The 18,030-nt window shown below is 74.5% G+C and carries 16 protein-coding genes and 1 riboswitch; of the genes, 8 read left to right on the top strand and 8 right to left on the bottom strand.

All coding sequences use genetic code 11. The features are described from left to right. Positions 1-26: 26 nt before the first annotated feature. Positions 27-422: a PLD nuclease N-terminal domain-containing protein gene (locus tag D1648_RS13465; protein WP_122942681.1), complete on the bottom strand. Its 396-nt coding sequence runs from the start codon at positions 420-422 to the stop codon at positions 27-29. 125 nt (positions 423-547) lie between these two features. Between D1648_RS13465 and D1648_RS13460 the strand changes: the two genes are divergently transcribed. Continuing rightward, on the top strand, positions 548-955 hold the full coding sequence (locus D1648_RS13460; protein WP_122942679.1) for a DUF4229 domain-containing protein: 408 nt from the start codon (positions 548-550) through the stop codon (positions 953-955). 29 nt (positions 956-984) lie between these two features. Here D1648_RS13460 and D1648_RS13455 read toward each other — a convergent pair whose 3' ends face one another. From D1648_RS13455 to D1648_RS13440, 4 genes are all read right to left on the bottom strand, one after another. Then, positions 985-1,881: a 1,4-dihydroxy-2-naphthoate polyprenyltransferase gene (locus tag D1648_RS13455; protein WP_122942677.1), complete on the bottom strand. Its 897-nt coding sequence runs from the start codon at positions 1,879-1,881 to the stop codon at positions 985-987. Positions 1,882-1,997: 116 nt separating this feature from the next. Next, positions 1,998-3,365, bottom strand: coding sequence for an AMP-binding protein (locus tag D1648_RS13450; RefSeq protein ID WP_122942675.1), 1,368 nt, complete (start codon positions 3,363-3,365; stop codon positions 1,998-2,000). Position 3,366: 1 nt separating this feature from the next. Then, a complete protein-coding gene (locus D1648_RS13445) occupies positions 3,367-4,362 on the bottom strand; it encodes a 1,4-dihydroxy-2-naphthoyl-CoA synthase (RefSeq protein WP_122942673.1) in 996 nt (331 codons plus the stop codon). Positions 4,363-4,556: 194 nt separating this feature from the next. Beyond that, positions 4,557-5,108, bottom strand: a complete 552-nt coding sequence (locus D1648_RS13440; protein ID WP_122942671.1) for a GNAT family N-acetyltransferase — start codon at positions 5,106-5,108, stop codon at positions 4,557-4,559. Positions 5,109-5,163: 55 nt separating this feature from the next. On the opposite strand from D1648_RS13440, the gene D1648_RS13435 reads away from it, so the two are divergent. Genes D1648_RS13435 through D1648_RS18450 form a run of 3 tightly spaced genes read left to right on the top strand, consistent with a single transcriptional unit; the run spans position 5,164 to position 9,539 of the window. Continuing rightward, positions 5,164-6,141 carry an o-succinylbenzoate synthase gene (locus D1648_RS13435; RefSeq protein WP_122942669.1) on the top strand — a complete coding sequence of 326 codons (978 nt, stop codon included), beginning with the start codon at positions 5,164-5,166 and terminating at the stop codon, positions 6,139-6,141. Positions 6,142-6,175: 34 nt separating this feature from the next. Next, complete coding sequence (gene menD / locus D1648_RS13430) at positions 6,176-8,032, top strand: 2-succinyl-5-enolpyruvyl-6-hydroxy-3-cyclohexene-1-carboxylic-acid synthase (protein ID WP_122942667.1); 1,857 nt, start codon at positions 6,176-6,178, stop codon at positions 8,030-8,032. A gap of 22 nt (positions 8,033-8,054) precedes the next feature. Then, positions 8,055-9,539 (top strand): trypsin-like peptidase domain-containing protein, encoded by a 1,485-nt coding sequence (locus tag D1648_RS18450; RefSeq protein ID WP_122942665.1) that lies wholly within the window; start codon positions 8,055-8,057, stop codon positions 9,537-9,539. An 18-nt stretch (positions 9,540-9,557) separates the two neighbouring features. On the opposite strand, the gene D1648_RS13420 is transcribed toward D1648_RS18450, so the two are convergent. Beyond that, positions 9,558-10,856 carry an isochorismate synthase MenF gene (locus D1648_RS13420; protein WP_164518719.1) on the bottom strand — a complete coding sequence of 433 codons (1,299 nt, stop codon included), beginning with the start codon at positions 10,854-10,856 and terminating at the stop codon, positions 9,558-9,560. Between the two features lie 157 nt (positions 10,857-11,013). Between D1648_RS13420 and D1648_RS13415 the strand changes: the two genes are divergently transcribed. Continuing rightward, positions 11,014-12,537: a DUF6350 family protein gene (locus D1648_RS13415; protein WP_241155496.1), complete on the top strand. Its 1,524-nt coding sequence runs from the start codon at positions 11,014-11,016 to the stop codon at positions 12,535-12,537. Here D1648_RS13415 and D1648_RS13410 read toward each other — a convergent pair. Then, positions 12,515-12,943 (bottom strand): hypothetical protein, encoded by a 429-nt coding sequence (locus D1648_RS13410; protein WP_122943330.1) that lies wholly within the window; start codon positions 12,941-12,943, stop codon positions 12,515-12,517. The two genes, D1648_RS13415 and D1648_RS13410, sit on opposite strands and share 23 nt — an antisense overlap. 63 nt (positions 12,944-13,006) lie before the next feature. Here D1648_RS13410 and purN point away from each other — a divergent pair, with 63 nt between their 5' ends. From purN to ppk2, 3 genes are all read left to right on the top strand, one after another. Then, entirely contained in the window at positions 13,007-13,579 is a 573-nt protein-coding gene (gene purN / locus D1648_RS13405; RefSeq protein WP_164518718.1) for a phosphoribosylglycinamide formyltransferase, read from the top strand. 30 nt (positions 13,580-13,609) lie between these two features. Continuing rightward, positions 13,610-13,688: riboswitch (ZMP/ZTP riboswitch) on the top strand. A gap of 30 nt (positions 13,689-13,718) precedes the next feature. Next, entirely contained in the window at positions 13,719-15,386 is a 1,668-nt protein-coding gene (purH, locus tag D1648_RS13400; protein ID WP_122942659.1) for a bifunctional phosphoribosylaminoimidazolecarboxamide formyltransferase/IMP cyclohydrolase, read from the top strand. 126 nt (positions 15,387-15,512) lie between these two features. Continuing rightward, on the top strand, positions 15,513-16,418 hold the full coding sequence (gene ppk2 / locus D1648_RS13395) for a polyphosphate kinase 2 (RefSeq protein ID WP_122942657.1): 906 nt from the start codon (positions 15,513-15,515) through the stop codon (positions 16,416-16,418). A gap of 38 nt (positions 16,419-16,456) precedes the next feature. On the opposite strand, the gene D1648_RS13390 is transcribed toward ppk2, so the two are convergent. Next, positions 16,457-17,989, bottom strand: a complete 1,533-nt coding sequence (locus tag D1648_RS13390; RefSeq protein WP_122942655.1) for an aspartate ammonia-lyase — start codon at positions 17,987-17,989, stop codon at positions 16,457-16,459. Positions 17,990-18,030: the final 41 nt, after the last annotated feature.

Genomic DNA, 18,030 nt, shown 5'->3' with positions numbered 1-18,030 from the left:
GCCGCCGCGGCTCTGCCGCCGCCCGGTCAGGCGCCGCCGTGGTCGCGGGGGCGACCGTCGTCGGCCCCGGGTCCGTCATCGGTCTCGCCGGGGGACTCGGGACCCAGCGCGTCGCGGCGGCGCTGCTCGCGGCGCTCCCGACGGATGTCCTCGTCGAGCTGGCGCAGGAAGTCGGGATCCTCGTCGGGGGCGAGGGGCCCGTCGCGGCGCGGTCCGGAGCCGCCGGCGGAGCCTCTGCCCCAGGAGCGCTCCCGGCCCGCGAACAGCCAGGTGAGCGGGCCCACCCAGGGGATCACCACGATCAGCACGATCCAGGCCCATTTCGGCACGCCGCGGACCTTGTCGTCCTGGGTCTGCACGCAGTCGGCGAGTGCGAAGACCGTCAGGGCGATCGAGAGGACTGCCAGGATGCCGCGGGCCATGGGGACAGTCTAGGCGTCGGACCTGGGACGGGGGTGGTCCCGGTGCAGGCCCCCGAGGCGTGATCCTGACCCCGGCACGGCACCGCGGCCAGACGGTTCCCGGGCGGGGGACCTACTCTGGGGCGATGCGACAGTTCCTGCTCTACGCCGTAGTCCGCCTCGGGATGTGGGCCCTGCTCTGGTGGCTGCTCACCCTGGCCGGGGTGGGGGTCATGCTCGCGGGCGTGCTCGCGGCGCTGATCGCGATGCTGATCTCGATCCTGTTCCTGGACCGGCTGCGGGACGGGGCGGCGATGCGCTGGAAGGACGCGCACGAGCGACGCGTGGAACGTCGCGGCGAGGTGGTCGACGAGGACGCCGAGTACGAGGACGGGCTCTTCGCCGACGACGTCGAGATCCTCACCGAGCAGGACGCCGCCGATGAGCACGCCGCCGACGATGACGGCGAAGAAGCGGATCCCACCGATCTGCCGTCGCTCGAGGAGGACCCCGACGCCGAGGACGAGGGACCGCAGGCCGCGCCGGAGCGCTGAGCCTCAGCAGGCCGACCGCGGCACCGACCTCAGAGGACGAGGCCCGCCAGCAGCAGCAGCGAGAAGACCAGCTCGAGGCGTCCGGTCGCGCCGAGCACCGCGATCAGGTCCCGCCCCTTCGCGCCGCCGAGCACGGCCCGCACCGGACCCACCGTGAGCGGGAGGGCCAGCAGCACGAGCGCCGCCGGCCGGTGGGCGATCATCACCGGCATCATGAGCACGAAGGGCGCCACGACCGTCGCGGTGTACAGCGCCCGGGTGCCCCGCTCGCCGAGCCGCACCGCGAGGGTGCGCTTGCCGGAGACGGCGTCGGTGGGGATGTCGCGCAGGTTGTTCGTGAGCATCAGCGCGACGGCGAGCAGCCCGATCGCGACCGAGGCGAGCAGCGCCGCCCACGAGGCGCGGCCGGTGATCGCGAGCGCGGTGCCGTTGACGGCGATGAGCCCGAAGAACACGAAGACGAACAGCTCCCCGAGCCCCATGTAGCCGTAGGGCTTCTTCCCACCGGTGTAGAACCAGGCCGCGGCGATCGCGGCGGCGCCCACCGCGAGCGCCCACCACAGCTGCGCGAGGAGCACGAGCGCCACGCCGAACAGACCGCCGAGGGCGAGGGAGAGGAGCGCGGCGCGCTTGACGGTCGCGGGGCGGGCGGCGCCGGAGCCGGTGAGGCGGAAGGGGCCCACCCGCTCGTCGTCGGTGCCGCGGATCCCGTCGGAGTAGTCGTTGGCGAAGTTCACGCCGATCTGCAGGGAGAAGGAGACGGCGAGGGCGAGCAGCGCGCGCGGGACGACGAGGGACCAGTCGACCGCGCCGTCGTCGGCTCCGAGCTGCCACACCGCGGCACCGGTGCCGGCGGCGACCGGGGCGAGCGCCGCCGGAAGGGTCTTGGGGCGGGCGCCCTGCACCCACTGCGACAGGCTGGCCATCGTGCTCCTCGTGCGATCTGCGGCCGGCGGTCGACGGCCCCGTCGAGCTTACGCCGTGACGTGCGGGTCGGCGGCGTGAGGCCGGTCGCGCACCCGGTCCGGCCGGGGCGCTCCGCTCAGCCCCCGGCGTGGCGCCGGGCGGCGGCCCGGTCCACCTTCCCGATCCCCAGCAGCGGCAGCTCCGCGACGACGTGGACTCGCTTGGGGATCATGTGTGCGGGCACCTCGGTGGTCCGCAGCGCCGCGCGCACCAGGGCGGGGGCCTCGTCCGGGTCGGCGCCCTCCTCGAGGGTCACCAGCGCCTCGACGCGCTGGCCCCACTCGGGATCCGGCACGCCGACGACCACGGCGCCACGCACGAGGCCGCGCAGCATGAGGGAGCGGTCGATCATCCGCTCGACGTCCTGCGGGATCACCTTGCGGCCGCCGGTGTTGATCACGTCGTCGGCGCGCCCGAGCACCGTCAGCGCGCCGTCGGCGTCGAGCTCGGCGAGGTCCGAGGTGCGGAAGGAGCGCCTCGCACCGGCAGGCCCCGCACCGTCGGGACGCACGCTGTCGGGCCTCACGCCGTCGGGGCCCGCCTCGTCGGCCGACGGGCCCGGCCCGACGAACACGCCGCCGTCGGTGCCGCCGTCCTCGGTGAGATAGCCGAGGGCGAGGGTGGGGGAGGAGACCTGCAGCCGCCCCGCCCCGGAGTCGTCGGGCTCGAGCACCGACAGGGACACCCCCGGCAGGGGCCGGCGGTCGTAGACGCAGCCGCCGGCCGTCTCGGAGGAGCCGTAGGTGGTGCGCACCGCGATCCGCTGGCCGCGGGCCCGGGCGAGCACGTCGGGGCTGGTCGCCGCGCCGCCCACGAGCACGGCCGCGAAGCGCTTCAGCAGGGCGCGGGCCCTGGCGTCGTCCCCGCTCGCGCCGGTGACGATGCGGGTCAGCTGGGTCGGGACGAGGGAGGTCAGCGCCGGCAGCCCGGCCCGCTCGGCCTGCTCGAGGGCGGGCCCGGCGAGCTCGACGAAGGCGGCGGCGTCGAAGTGGCCGCGCAGGTCCGGCAGCGGATCCGGCAGGGCGGGGACGGGCAGGCCCAGCACCTGCGCGGTGCGATGGGCGCGGGCGAGGACCTGCACCCCCGCGATGTGCGTCGGCGGCAGCAGCGGCAGCCAGAAGCCGTGCCCGCGCGTGCCCGACGCCGTGCCGTCGGCCGCGAACAGCGCAGCGGTCGCGTCCTGCGAGGCGTGCAGGGCCCCGAGGCTCAGCGCGACCGCCTTCGCCGCCCCGGTCGACCCGGAGGTCGGGACCACGAGCGCGGTCCCCTCGTACCCGGCGGGCAGCGTCGCGGGGGCGGGGAAGGGGCCCAGCCACAGCCGGGCCCGGCCGGCCATCATCTCGCCGATCGCGGCCGAGTGCGCGCCGAGGGAGGCGGCGGAGGCGTCGTAGGAGGGCGGGCCGAGCCAGGGCAGGGCGTCGTCGACCCCGGGCGAGTCGCTCATCTCAGCCCTGCGGGTGGGGGAAGGCGGACCAGTCGGGAGCGCGCTTCTCGAGGAAGGCGTCGCGGCCCTCGGCGGCCTCGTCGGTCATGTACGCCAGGCGCGTCGCCTCCCCGGCGAAGACCTGCTGGCCCATGAGCCCGTCGTCGGCGAGGTTGAAGGCGAACTTCAGCATCCGGATCGCCTGGGGGGACTTCGTCGCGATCGTCGCGGCCATGGCGAGCGCCTCGTCCTCGAGGCCCGCGTGGTCCACGACCCGGTTCACCGCGCCCCAGTCGTAGGCGTCCTGGGCGGAGTACTCCTCGGCGAGGAAGAAGATCTCCCGCGCCCGCTTCTGCCCGACCTGCTCGGCGAGATAGGCGGAGCCGTAGCCGCCGTCGAAGGAGCCCACGTTCGCATCGGTCTGCTTGAAGCGGGCATGCTCGCGGGAGGCGATCGAGAGGTCGGCGACCACGTGCAGGGAGTGCCCGCCGCCCGCGGCCCAGCCGTTCACCACCGCGATCACGACCTTGCCCGTGGTGCGGATCAGGCGCTGCACCTCAAGGATGTGCAGGCGCCCCGCGGAGCGGGCCCGCACCGAGCCGGTCTCCTCGAGCGCCTCCTGCTCGGCGTACTCGTAGCCGGAGCGGCCGCGGATCCGCTGATCGCCGCCGGAGCAGAAGGAGTGCCCGCCGTCCTTGGGGGAGGGGCCGTTGCCGGTCAGCAGGATCACGCCGACGCCCGGGTCGAGCCGGGCGTGGTCGAGGGCTCGGTACAGCTCGTCGACGGTGTGCGGGCGGAAGGCGTTGCGCACCTCGGGCCTGTCGAAGGCGATGCGCACCGTGGGCAGGTCCCGCTCGGTCAGCTCGCCGTCGGGGGACTCGATCCGCTCCACCGCCCGGTGGTAGGTGATGTCGGTGAGCGCCTCGCCGCCGTGCTCGTGCGCCGGCACCTCCCGCCAGCGGCGGGGATCGAAGGTGTCGGAGACCCGACGGGGCAGCGGGGAGGGCACGGTGGTCATGGGGCTCAGGGTATCGCCGGGGCACCGGGCTGGTGCCTGGCCGACGCGCAGACGCCGGGCCGACGGGGCGGAGAAGGCTCCCCGCACCCCGAGCGCGCCCTCGGCGACCGCCAGCTTCGCCGACGTCACCGGGGACCTGCTGGGCCCCTGGGCCGCCTTCTTCGCCGGCTGGACCGACTGGTTCTGCTGGGTGGTCACCGCCAGGGGAGCCCGGCCGTGGGCGGCGCCGGATCGCTGCGCAGCCTGCCCATCACGTGCACGTCCCGACGTAGGCCGTCCACGAGGAACTTGCCGCGCTCGGTGCCCTCGTGCACGAACCCGGCGGCACGGGCCACCGCCCCCGAGCCGGCGTTCTCGACCCGGTGGCCGAGCTCGAGCCGCTCGAGCCCCCAGCCTCCCTCGTCCGACGGGGTCAGCGCGTGCTCGGCGACGGTCGCGGCCGCCCGGGCGGCGAGGCCGCGGCCGCGATGTCCGGCATGCAGCCAGTAGAAGAACCAGCCGCTGCGGTTGTCCTCGTCGACGCTGATCGCCACCAGGCCGACGAGCAGATCGTCCTGATCGACGATCGCGACCGCTCGACGCTGCGGCGCGCGCAGCCAGGCCACCTGCTCCTGCGCCTGCTCGAGGGTCTGCACCCCTCCCTGACGCGCCATGTCCGCGGCGGAGCGGAAGGCGGCGAGCACTGCGGGCGCATCCGAGGTGCGCACGGGGCGCAGTGCGCATCGGTCGTCGGCGGTGGGCTGCATCGCCCCATCGTGCCGCGCCTCGCACCGGCGGCGCACGCTCATTACCCTCGTGGCCATGCGTATTCCCCCCGCCCTGCGCGAGCGCGGCATCGACCGCGCCCTCGCGTGGTCGATCCCGATGACCACCCGCTTCCGACGGATCACGGAGCGCGACGGCATGCTGCTGCGCGGCCCCGAGGGGTGGGCGGAGTTCTCCCCGTTCTGGGACTACGACGCGGTCGAGTCCGCGGCCTGGCTGCGCGCCGCGCTCGAGGACGCCACCACGCAGCGTCCGGCGCCGCTCCGCACAGAGGTCGAGGTCAACGCCACGATCCCCGTCCTCCCGCCCGTGCTCGCCGCGCGGATCGCGACCGTCGGCGGAGCGCGGACGGCGAAGGTCAAGGTCGCCGATCCCGGCTCCGATCTCGCGGCCGACGCGCAGCGGCTCGAGGCGGTGCGGGAGGCGATGGGTCCCGACGCGCGCCTGCGCATCGACGCGAACGCCGCCTGGACCCTCGAGGAGGCGCTCGAGGCGCTGCCCGTCATGGACCGGGCCGCGGGCGGCCTCGAGTACGCCGAGCAGCCGTGCGCCGCCCTTGAGGACCTCGCCGCGCTGCGCCGCGCCCTGGACGTGCCGATCGCCGCGGACGAGTCGGTGCGCCGCGCGGAGGATCCGCTGCGGGTCGCCCGGGCTGAGGCCGCCGACGTGCTGGTGATGAAGGTCCAGCCCCTCGGCGGCGTGACCCGCTGCCTCGAGCTGGCCGAGCAGGCGGGGCTGCCGGTGGTGGTCTCCTCCGCGCTCGAGTCCAGCGTGGGCCTGGGCGCCGGGATCGCGCTCGCCGCCGCCCTGCCCGAGCTGCCCCACGCCTGCGGGCTCGCGACGGCCACGCTGCTCACCGGCGATCTGGTCGAGCAGCCGCTGCGCGCGGCCGACGGGATGCTTCCCGCCCATCGGCCCGCCCCGAGCGAGGAGCTGATGTCCCGTCACGCCGCGGACGACTCCCTCGCCGCCCGCTGGGAGGAGCGCCTCGCCGCCTGCGCCGCACAGCTCTGACCGGCGCCGAGCAGCGCAGGACTACCCTGGCGAGGTGCACGCTCACTCCGCTCCACTGCCCGCACCGGCCACGATCCCCGCTCCGCGCCCCACCGGCTCCGGCGCCGTGGACCAGGCGGTCGCGCTGTGGTCGGCGCTGGCCGAGCTCGGGCTCTCCGAGGCGGTGCTCGCGCCCGGCTCCCGCTCCGCCCCGCTGGTCCACGGACTCGCAGCCCCGGAGGTCGCCGGGCGCATCCGCGCCCACGTGAGGATCGACGAGCGCGCCGCCGCCTTCACCGCCCTCGGCCTCAGCCGTCACGACCCCGCCCGCCCCGCCGCGGTGGTCACCACCTCCGGCACCGCCACCGCACACCTCCACGCCGCGGTGATGGAGGCGCATCACTCCCGGATCCCGCTGCTCGTCCTCACGGCGGACCGGCCGGCCGAGCTGCGGGAGGTCGGCGCGAACCAGACGACGCGGCAGGCCGGCATGTTCCGCTCCCTCACGCGCCTGGCGGTGGACCTGCCCGCCCCGGCCGCGGACGCGGCGAGCCCGCTCGAGCTGCGCACCGCCGTCTCCACCGCCGCGCGCGCCCTCGCCGCCGCGACGGGGGAGCATCCCGGGCCGGTGCACCTGAACCTCTCCTTCCGCGACCCCCTCGTGCCCCGACCGGGCAGCGGGGGTCGCGATGCCGTCGGCAGGGCCGACGACGCTGCCGCCTCCGCCCCGGAGCGGATCGTGGTCACCCGCCGGCTCCCCGCCCCGGCCCCCGCTCCGCAGCCGGTCCCGGTGGACTCCCGCACCGTCGTCGTCGCCGGCGACGGGGCGGGCCCGGCCGCCGCCGCGCTCGCCGACGCACACGCGCTGCCGCTGCTCGCGGAGCCGAGCTCCGGCGCGCTGCACGCGAAGAGTCTGGTCCCGCGCTATCCCGCGCTGCTGCGTGAGGTGATGGCCGACCCGGAGCATCCGCTGCGTCCGCATCGAGCGATCGTGCTCGGTCATCCGACGCTCTCCCGCCCCGTCGTCGGCGCCCTGCTCGGTGCCGCCGACGTCGAGGTCGTCGTCGTGGACCCGCACCCGGACTGGCCCGACGTCGCACGCCGGGCGAGCCTCGTCGTCCCCGCCGCGCTCGGCGAGGAGACGGCGGCGCCGTGCACCGCAGCGACCGACTCGTCGGCATCCGGCACGGCGCCGATCGACCGAGCAGCACGCCTCGACGCGTCGTCCGAGGCGCAGGAGCGGCATGCCTGGATCGAGGCCTGGAGGACCGCGGCCGATACCTCCGTCGCCGCGCTGCCGCACCCCTGGCAGCAGCGGGCCGCGCTCGCGGTGTGGGAGGCCTCCGGGCCCGGCGACCTGCTCGTGCTCGGCTCCTCGAGCCTCGTGCGGGACCTCGAGCAGCACGCCGGCCCCACCGCCGCCCGCGTGATCGCGAACCGGGGCCTGGCCGGCATCGACGGGACCACCGCGATGGCCGGCGGCCTCGCCCTCGCCCGTGCCGCGGGCGCGGCGTCCGACGGCGCGGCGGGGCCGAGCGCTGCCGGGCCGAACGCAGCGGAGCGGCCGGGCCGCACCCGGCTGCTGGTCGGCGACCTCACCGCCCTCCATGACCTCACCGGCCTGCTCGTCGGCCCCGAGGAGCCCCGGCCGGACCTCGACGTGATCGTGGTCGACGACTGCGGGGGCCGCATCTTCTCCGGGCTCGAGCACGCCGCGGCCCCGCCCGAGCTGCTGCGCCGCTTCTTCACGACCCCGCACGGCGCCGACATCGCGGCGGCCGCCTCCGCTCTCGGCGCGAAGGCGTGCTCGCTCGGCGTCGAGCAGCTGCCCGAGGCGCTCGACGAACCCGCGCACGGGCTGCGGATGCTCGTCGTCCAGGAGTCGCCCAGCCCGGTCCCGAGGAATTCTTGACGAACGGTGGTGACATGACCCCATGAACGACGAGCACTCCCCGCAGCCGCCCCGCGACGACGACACCGCGATCCCGGCCGCGCCCAGCCCGGACGCGTCGAGCCCGGCCGCGTCCGGCCCGGAGACGTCCATCCCGGACTCGAGCACTCCCGGCACCGCGCCGCTCCCGCCGCAGGCCGCTCCGGATCCCGGGCCGAGCTGGTACGGCGCGTCCGGCGCAGGCTTCTCGTACGGCGCGGCGACCCCGCACGGCGCCGACGTCTCCTCTGGGGGCGGCGCGCCCTACGGGCCCGACGCCCCGTACGGTGCGGGCGCGTCCTACGGCGCCGACGCGACCGAGCCGCTCCCCGTCACCGCCGCCGCACCGGCAGCTGCATCCGCCGGCACGGCCGCCCCTCGCCGCGGCCCGGGCTGGATCGGCACCGGCGGCCTCGTGATCGCCGGCATGCTCCTCTCCAGCGGCCTGACCCTCGGCGGCGTCATCGCCTACGACCAGCTGCAGGACGACGAGCCCGTCGCCGCCTCCTCGAGCTCGACCACCACCGAGGCCCGCCCCGCCGCGACCACCACCGCGGAGGATCCCGACTGGGCGGAGATCGCCGAGCAGGTCTCGCCCAGCGCCGTCTCGATCCTCGCCTCCACCGGCGCCGGCACCAGCCAGGGCACCGGCGTGATCCTCGACGAGGAGGGCACGATCCTGACCAACGACCACGTCGTCGGCGAGGCGCGCTCCCTCCAGATCACCACCAGCGACGGGCGCAGCTACACCGCGAGCCCCGTCGGCACCGACCCCACCACCGACCTCGCCGTCATCCGCCTAGACTCCCCGCCGGACGACCTGCAGCCCGCGACCTTCGCGGACTCCTCGACGGTCGCCGTGGGCCAGCCCGTCATGGCGCTCGGCACCCCGCTCGGGCTCGAGAACACGGTCACCACCGGCATCGTCTCGGCGCTGGACCGGCCCGTGACCGCCTCCGGCGAGGAGACCGACGGCTCGGACACCACCTACACCTCCGCGATCCAGACCGACGCCGCGATCAATCCCGGCAACTCCGGCGGCCCGCTCGTCGACGCCGCCGGCCAGGTCATCGGCATCAACACCGCGATCGCCTCCATCCCGAACGAGTCGGGGCAGGCCGGCAGCATCGGGCTCGGCTTCGCGATCCCCGCGAACACGGCCATGCTGATCGCCGATCAGCTCGAGGACGGCGGCCCGGTCGAGCACGCCTTCCTGGGAGTGACCACCACCGACGGCTCCGCGGACGACGGCAGCGCCGGGTACCGGGGCGCCCAGGTCGTCTCCGTCGAGCCGGGCAGCCCCGCCGCCGAGGCGGGTCTGGCCGAGGGGGATCTCATCATCGGGGTCGACGACACGACCATCGGCGGCGCCGGCGCGCTCACCGGCGCGGTGCGCGGGCTGGAGGTCGGCTCGACCCACCAGCTCGAGGTGGTCCGCGACGGCGGCATCCAGCAGGTCGAGGTCACCCTCTCCGCACGGGAGGGCTGATCGGTCCGGGCGTCGGGCTCAGGCGCCGGCGTCGCCCCGCAGCGCGCGCAGCATCGGACGGCACTTCGCGAGCGCCTCGGCATGCTCGGAGACCGGGTCCGAGGCCGCGACGAGCCCGCCGCCGGCCTGCAGCACCGCCGTGCGCTCCCCGGTCAGGTGCGCCATCCGCAGCGCGATCGCCCACTGGCCGTCGCCGCTCGCGTCCATCCAGCCGACGGGGGAGGCATAGCCGCCGCGGTCATGCGGCTCGAGCCGGTCGATGATCTCGTCGGCCCGCTCGCGCGGCGTCCCGGAGACCGCGGCCGACGGGTGCAGGCGCGCCGCGACGTCCAGGCTCGTGACCCCCTCGTGGAGGCGGGCCGAGACGTCCGAGGCGAGGTGCTCGAGCCCCGGCAGGCGCAGCACGAACGGCTCGGGGGAGACCTCCGGCTCCGCGGCGAGATCGGCGAGCCGCTCGACCACCGAGTCCACCGCGTAGGCATGCTCGGAGCGCTCCTTGCGGTCGCTGCGGAAGGCACGGCGATCCGCCTCGTCCAGCTCGCCGTCGTCCGCGACGGGCCGGGAGCCGGCCAGCACGCGGGAGAACACGCGGCCCTGCTCGGTCTGGGCGAGCATCTCCGGGCTCGCGCCGACGACGTCCTCGAGGTGGTACACCCAGGTCGAGGGATAGTCGCGCGCGAGCCGCGTCAGGAGCAGGGCGGGGGACAGCGGCCGGGGCGCGCGCACGGAGGTGCGTTCGGACAGCACGATCTTCTCCGCCGCCCCGGCCCGGATCTCCTCCACGGCCTGCTGCACGAGGGCCTGGTACTCGTCGGGCGTGTGATCCGCCTCGAGGTCCAGAGGGACGTCCGCGGGGACGTCGGCGGGGGAGGAGGGGAACAGGTCCCGCCAGGAGACGGGCAGCTCCGGCTCCTCGTCGATCCCGACGACGGTGAGGAAGGCCTCGCCGTCGTGGACGCCGAGCAGCGCGCGCGGCACCAGCAGGGTCGAGGCCCGCGCGGAGGACGCCGCGTAGGAGAAGGAGCCCAGCGCGATCAGGCCGCTGGTGCGCACCCGCACCTCGTCGTCGATGCGGGCGCGGGAGGCGAGCTCGCGGAAGGCGGCGCTCGCCGCCGCGAAGCGGTCCGGCCCCCGGGTGCGGACCGACCAGGCGGTGCCCAGGGCGACCACGCCCTGACCGTGCCGGAGCCAGGCGCCGCTGACGCCCTCGGGGACGTGGCCCAGCAGGTCCACCGGCTCCTCGATCCGCATCGTGCGGACGACGGGCGTCGCAGTCACGGGTGCGGTGAGATCGGGGCGAGGGAGAGGAGCGGACATCCGTGTCATTATGCGTCACCCCCGCGCCGCCGCGCCGTGACTCGCGTCCCGTGCCCGGATGCGTCGGCGGGACCGGCCGAGGTGCGACCATGGACCGGCGAGAGACCACGGGCCCGGCACCGTCCGGGCGCCTTCCCCCACCCCCGAGGAGCATCGCGTGAGCACAGACGGCGACAGCATCACGACGCCACTGGTCCGCGGGCTCCTCGCGGCGCTGTCCGTGCTCGGCGTCGCGCTCGCCGTCGTCGTCGTGCCGGCCCTGGCCGCGCAGGTCGCCGGGACCTCCTCGAGCGCGACCGCCCTGGACGCCGTGCTGATCGCGCTGAGCATCCTCGTGCTCGGCCACGGCGGCGGGGTCGTGCTCAGCACCGGGGTGATCGACGGGGCCGTGACGCTCACCCCCGTCGGCCTGCAGATCCTCCTGGTGCTCCTGGCCGCGCTGAACCTGCGCCGGGTCGGGCGGCGCCTGCAGCTCGTGCGGGAGGACGGGGTGCTGCGCGTCGGCGCCCTGCGCGAGGCCGGGGTGGCGCTGGCCGCCTTCGCCGGCACCTATGCGATCGGCCTGTCGATCCTCGCCGCGATCGGCCGCAGCGCCGAGGCGACACCGGTGGTGACCTCAGCGTTCGTCTCCGGTGCGCTCGTCTCCGTCGGCGGCGGGCTGATCGGCCTGCTGTGGTCGCTGCGCCGGGAGGCGACCTCCACGGTGCCGGGGGTGAGGGTGCTGGACCTGCTGCCCGCCCCCTACGACGCGGTCGCGCGAGCCGCGGCGATCGCCCTGCTGGGCCTGGTCGCCGCCGGGCTGCTGCTCGTGCTCGGGCTGGCCGCCTTCCGCGTGCCCGCCCAGACCGCGCTGTTCGACCAGCTCGCACCGGGGATCGTGGGCGGTCTCGTGCTGCTGCTGCTGCAGCTCGCGCTGCTGCCGCTGCTGGCCGTGTGGGCGCTCGCGGTGCTGCTCGGCGGCACCGTCGTGGTGGGGACCTCGACCGGGATCTCCCTCGGCGAGGCGCAGACCGGGGTGCTGCCGGCTCTGCCGCTGCTGGGAATCCTCCCCGATCCGGGCGGCTTCCCGGTCTGGACCTGGGCGCTCATGCTGCTGCCCGCGATCGCGGTGGGGCTGGGCGCGTCCTCGCTCGTGCGGGACGTCGCCGAGCTCGGACGGCGCGAACGGCTCACCGCCTGGATCGCCTATCCGGCGGCGGTGATCGTCGCGGTGCTGCTGCTGGCGGGCCTGACCACCGGCGGGATCGGGGACGGACGCCTGGTGCACCTCGGCCCGCAGATGTCGACCCTCGCCCTGCCGCTGCTGGGCGTGGTGGTGCTCGCCACCGGGGCCGTCCTCGCCGTGCGCGGCACCGACCTCGTGCCGTGGACGCGCCGCGGCATCGCCTCCCTGCGGCAGCGGGTCGAGGAGGCCGAGTCCCGTGAGCGCGGCGAGGACGAGGACCGCCCGCTCACGTCGAGCGGGAGGGGAGACGCCGACGGGAGCGCCGCGTCCGCGGCGAGCGCCGTCTCGGCCGGGAGCGCTGACTCTGCGGCGAGTGCTGGCTCCTCGATGAGCGCCGCCTCGGCCGGGAGCGCGGCCTCGCCCGACGTGAGCCCGGCCGCGTCACCGCGGAGCCCGGTGGACAGCCCTGCCTCGCCCGCGGACGAGGACCCGCTCAGCCCCCCAGCAGGCCGCTGAGCCACTCGACCATCGAGCCCTGCGCCTCCGCATCGCACTTCACGCGCGCCTGCTCGGTGATCGCCGTGGCCCGGCAGTCCTCGAGCTCGGCCAGCGGCGTGTAGAACAGGGTGCTCAGCAGGGCGCCGGCGATGATCATCAGCGTCGCCGGGAGCCCCAGGAACACGCCGATGACCGCCGTCGACCAGCGGCCGTCCTTCACCGACTGCACCACCACCAGGACCAGCAGCACCAGCGCGGACAGCCCCGTCAGCCCTGCCAGCAGCGAGATCGGCAGCGGCATCATCATCAGCAGCCACGAGGCGAGCAGCGTGAGGGCGAGCGCCCCGAGCCGGCGACGGTGACGGCTCCCCGAGGTGCCGTCGGAGCGCGGGGACGAGGAGCGATCGCTGTTCACCCCACCCATTGTGCCGTGCGCGCGCGGCGGGCCGCACAGGACGGGCACCGCGCCGGCCACTACCCTGGGACGGTGACTCGCACCCCCGTCGTCGTCCTGATCTCCGGCACCGGCTCGAACCTCGCCGCCCTCCTCGCCGCCTCCGCCGAGGAGCAGTGCCCCTACGAGGTGGTCGGCGTGATCGCCGACCGCGAGGCCGCCGGCCTCCACCACGCCCGCGCCGCCGGCATCCCCGCCGAGGTGATCGCCCTCGGCGACCACCCGGACCGCGATGCCTGGGACCGGGCGCTCGCGGCGGCGGTCGCCGCCCACGCGCCGCAGCTCGTGGTCCTCGCCGGGTTCATGAAGCTCGTCGGCCCGCCCCTGCTCGAGGCCTTCGGCGGCCGGATCATCAACACCCACCCGGCGCTGCTGCCCGCCTTCCCCGGCGCGCACGGGGTGCGCGACGCGCTCGCCCACGGCGTCAAGGTCACCGGCTGCAGCGTGATCGAGGTCGACGCCGGGGTGGACACCGGGCGGATCCTCGCCCAGCGCGCCGTGGACGTGCTCGAGGACGACACCGAGGCCGCCCTGCACGAGCGGATCAAGGCTGTCGAGCAGCCGCTGCTGGTCGAGGTCGTGCGCCGTCTCACCGCCGCCCGCTGAGCGCCGGCGCGCGAGCCCGGCCCGGTAGGCTGACCGGGACACGACTGGCGAAGGTGGGGGACCACCGGGGAGTGTGACGTCGGGGGCATCGACCGCCTGGGTGCCCGCCGCAAGCAGATCCGACCAAGGAGCACGCCACGTGAGCACCGCAGACCGCCGCCCGATCCGCCGAGCCCTCCTCTCCGTCTTCGACAAGACCGGGATCGTCGACCTCGCCCGCACCCTCGCCGAGCAGGGCGTGGAGATCCTCTCGACCGGCTCCACCGCCGCGAGGATCCGCGAGGCCGGCGTCGCCGTGACCGACGTCGAGTCCGTCACCGGCTTCCCCGAGATGCTCGACGGCCGGGTCAAGACCCTCCACCCGCGCATCCACGGCGGGATCCTCGCCGACCAGCGCCTGGAGGGACACCGCGCGCAGCTCGCCGAGCACGACATCGCCCCGATCGACCTCGTGGTCGTGAACCTCTACCCCTTCGCCGAGACCGTCGCCGCCGGCGGCACCTTCGACGAGATCATCGAGAAGATCGACGTGGGCGGACCCACCATGGTGCGCGCCGCGGCGAAGAACTTCGCCTCCGTGGCCGTGGTCGTGGACCCCGAGGGGTACCCGATCGCGGCCGAGGCCGCCGAGGCGGGAGGCTTCACCCTCGCCGAGCGCCAGGAGCTCTCGACCATCGCCTTCACCCGCACCGCCGAGTACGACGAGGCGATCAGCGACTGGATGCTCGGCCAGCTCGCCGAGGACGAGGCAGACGCGGGCGGCGAGGCCCAGGCGGCGGAGGCCGACGCGGAGGGCGAGCTGCCCACGATCCTGGACCTCTCCGACGCCGACGCCGCCGAGCTCGGCATCTCCGCGACCCTCCGCTACGGCGAGAACCCCCACCAGCGGGCCCGCCTGGCCGTCACCGACGAGGACGAGCCCGGCATCGCCGGCGCCGAGCAGCTCGGCGGCAAGGCCATGAGCTACAACAACTACGTCGACGCGGACGCCGCGGTGCGCGCCGCCCACGACCACACCCGCCCCGCCGTCGCCGTGGTCAAGCACAACAACCCCTGCGGCATCGCCGTGGTCGACGAGGACGAGGACATCGCCCGCGCCCACGCCCTCGCACACGGCACCGACCCCGTCTCCGCCTACGGCGGCGTGATCGCGGCCAACCGCACGGTCACCCTCGCCATGGCCCAGCAGGTCAAGCCCATCTTCACCGAGGTGATCCTCGCCCCCGGCTACGAGGACGAGGCCCTCGAGCTGCTGCGCACGAAGAAGAACCTCCGCATCCTGAAGCTCGAGGGGGAGTACACCCGCGGCGTCGAGATGCGCGAGATCTGGGGCGGCATGCTGATCCAGGACGCCGACCGGATCGACGCCGAGGGCGATGCCCCGGCCGGCTGGACCCTCGCCGCAGGCGACGCGGCCGACGCCGCGACCCTCGCCGACCTCGAGTTCGCCTGGCGCGCCGTGCGGGCCGTGAAGTCCAACGCGATCCTGCTGGCCTCCGGCGGCGCGGCCGTCGGCATCGGGATGGGCCAGGTCAACCGCCTGGACTCCTGCCGCCTGGCGGTCGCCCGCGCGAACAGCCTCGGCGAGCACGCCGAGGGCGAGACCGCCCCGGAGCGGGCCCGCGGCGCGGTCGCCGCCTCCGACGCCTTCTTCCCCTTCGCCGACGGCGCGCAGATCCTGCTGGACGCCGGTGTGCGGGCGATCGTCCAGCCCGGCGGCTCGATCCGCGACGAGGAGGTCGTCGAGGCCTGCCGCGCCGCGGGCGTGACCCTCTACCTCACCGGCACGCGCCACTTCGCGCACTGACGGCGTCCCCGCGCCGCCCCGCCCGGCCCCCGACGCGGCGGGCGGCGCAGGACCTCCGTTCACCTACGGGTCATCAGCGACCTCTAGAGTTGAGCGCATCGACCAGCGAGCCCCGAAGGAGTGAGCGTGAGGATCCCCGACAACCAGAGCCTGCGCGAGTACATCGAGCACCTGCGCGAAGAGGGCTACTCGGTCCAGGACGGGCACACGCCGGACCCCGACCTGATCGACCCTCAGGGCAACCCGGTCTACACCTGGCAGGAGGGCTACCCGTACGAGACCCGCATGGACCGGGACGAGTACGAGTTGGAGAAGTACAAGCTGCAGGTCGAGCTGCTGAAGTACCAGTACTGGCTCGAGGACCACGACCAGAAGTCCGTGATCATCTTCGAGGGGCGGGACGCGGCCGGCAAGGGCGGCACCATCAAGCGCTTCACCGAGCACCTCAACCCCCGCACCGCCCGGGTCGTCGCGCTGAACAAGCCCTCCGACCGCGAGCGCGGCCAGTGGTACTTCCAGCGCTACATCCAGCACCTGCCCACCGAGGGCGAGATGGTCCTGTTCGACCGCTCCTGGTACAACCGGGCCGGCGTCGAGCGGGTCATGGGCTTCGCGACCCCCTCCGAGTACGAGACCTTCATGAACCAGGTCCCGTTCTTCGAGCGGATGCTCGTCGACTCCGGCATCCACCTGACGAAGTTCTGGTTCTCCGTGTCGCAGAAGGAGCAGCGCACCCGCTTCGCGATCCGGCAGCTGGACCCGGTGCGACGCTGGAAGCTCTCCCCGATGGATCTCGAGTCCCTCGACCGCTGGGAGGCGTACACGCTGGCCAAGGAGGAGATGTTCCGGCGCACGGACAAGAAGTACGCGCCGTGGACGATCATCCGCTCCAACGACAAGAAGCGCGCCCGCCTGAACGCGATGCGCTACTTCCTCTCCCAGTTCGAGTACGAGGGCAAGGACCACGAGGTCGTCGGCACCCCGGATCCGAAGCTCGTCATGCGAGGGAAGATGGAGGAGGCCGACGAGTGAGCCGCCCGCGCGCGGCCTGACGTCTCGTCGGCCGGTGCTCAGAAGTCCAGGCGCTCCGTGGGCGGCACCGCCATCTCCCCCGAGTCGGGCTGCTCCGTGGTCTCCGCCGGCTCCGCGTCCTCGTCGAGCACCGGGATGGTGCCCGTCGCCGTCGCGCGGTGCGGCGCGGTCATCGAGGCGGGGGAGAGCAGGCCGGCCAGGCGGTCCTCGTCCAGCAGCCCCCGTTCGAGCACGAGCTCCTTGACCGGGCGGCCCGTCTCCAGCGCGGACTCCGCGATCTCCGTCGCGGCGGCGTAGCCGATCACCGGCACCAGCGCCGTCACCAGCCCGATCGAGCGGTGCAGGTAGTCCTGCAGCACCCCGTCGTTCAGGGTGATCCCGGCGACGCAGCGATCGGCGAGGGTGTTCATCGCCCGGGTCATGATCTGCGTGGACTCGAGGATGTTGAACGCGATCACCGGCTCGAACACGTTCAGCTGCAGCTGCCCGCCCTCGGCCGCGAAGGTCACCGAGAGGTCGTTGCCGATCACCTCGTAGGCGACCTGGTTGACGACCTCCGGGATCACCGGGTTCACCTTGCCGGGCATGATCGAGCTGCCCGGCTGCACGGCCGGCAGGTTGATCTCGTGCAGCCCCGCCCTCGGCCCGGAGCTCAGCAGGCGCAGGTCGTTGCAGATCTTCGAGATCTTCACCGCGATGCGCTTGAGGATCCCCGAGAAGGTGACGAAGGCGCCCGTGTCGCTGGTGGCCTCGACCAGATCCGCGGAGACCACGAAGGGCACCCCCGTCAGCTCCTCGAGCTCGTGCGTGGCCATCGCCGCGTAGCGCGGGTCGGAGGTGATGCCGGTGCCGATCGCGGTGGCGCCGAGGTTGATCTCCTGGAACAGCGTCGCGGTGCGGGTCAGGCGCTGGACGTCCTCCTCGATCGTGGTGGCCCAGGCGTGGAACTCCTGGCCCACCGTCATCGGGACCGCGTCCTGCAGCTGGGTGCGGCCCATCTTCAGGACCGAGGAGAACTCCTCGCCCTTGGCGCGCAGGGTCGTGATCAGGTGGTCCATCGCCTCGGCCAGCGCCGGGAAGGACAGCATGATCGTCAGCCGGATCGCCGTCGGGTACACGTCGTTGGTGGACTGGCCGAGGTTGACGTGGTTGTTGGGGTGCAGCACGTCGTACTGCCCCTTCTCATGCCCGAGGATCTCCAGCGCGCGGTTGGCGATCACCTCGTTGGCGTTCATGTTCGTGCTCGTGCCGGCACCGCCCTGGATCATGTCCACCACGAAGTGCTCGTGCAGGGCGCCGCCCACGATCTCCTCGCAGGCGCGGTCGATCGCGGCGAAACGCTCGTCGTCGAGCGCCCCCAGGCGGTGGTTGGCGCGGGCGGCGGCGCGCTTGACCTGGGCGAGGGCCTCGATCATCCGGGGGAAGTGCTGCAGCTGCACCCCCGTGATGTGGAAGTTCTCCTGTGCACGCAGGGTCTGGACGCCGTAGTAGGCATCGGCTGGGACGTCGCGGTCTCCGAGCAGGTCGTGCTCGCGGCGGGTGCCGACCGACGTCGCACCGGGGCTGGTCATCGTGGGATCCTCCGGATGTCGCGGTGGCCGACGGCTCTGCC

It is taken from the genome of Brachybacterium sp. EE-P12, from assembly GCF_003711805.1.
GTDB lineage: Bacteria > Actinomycetota > Actinomycetes > Actinomycetales > Dermabacteraceae > Brachybacterium.
Note: the sequence above shows the minus strand (reverse complement) of the source record. Positions and strands in the feature narration are given on the sequence as shown.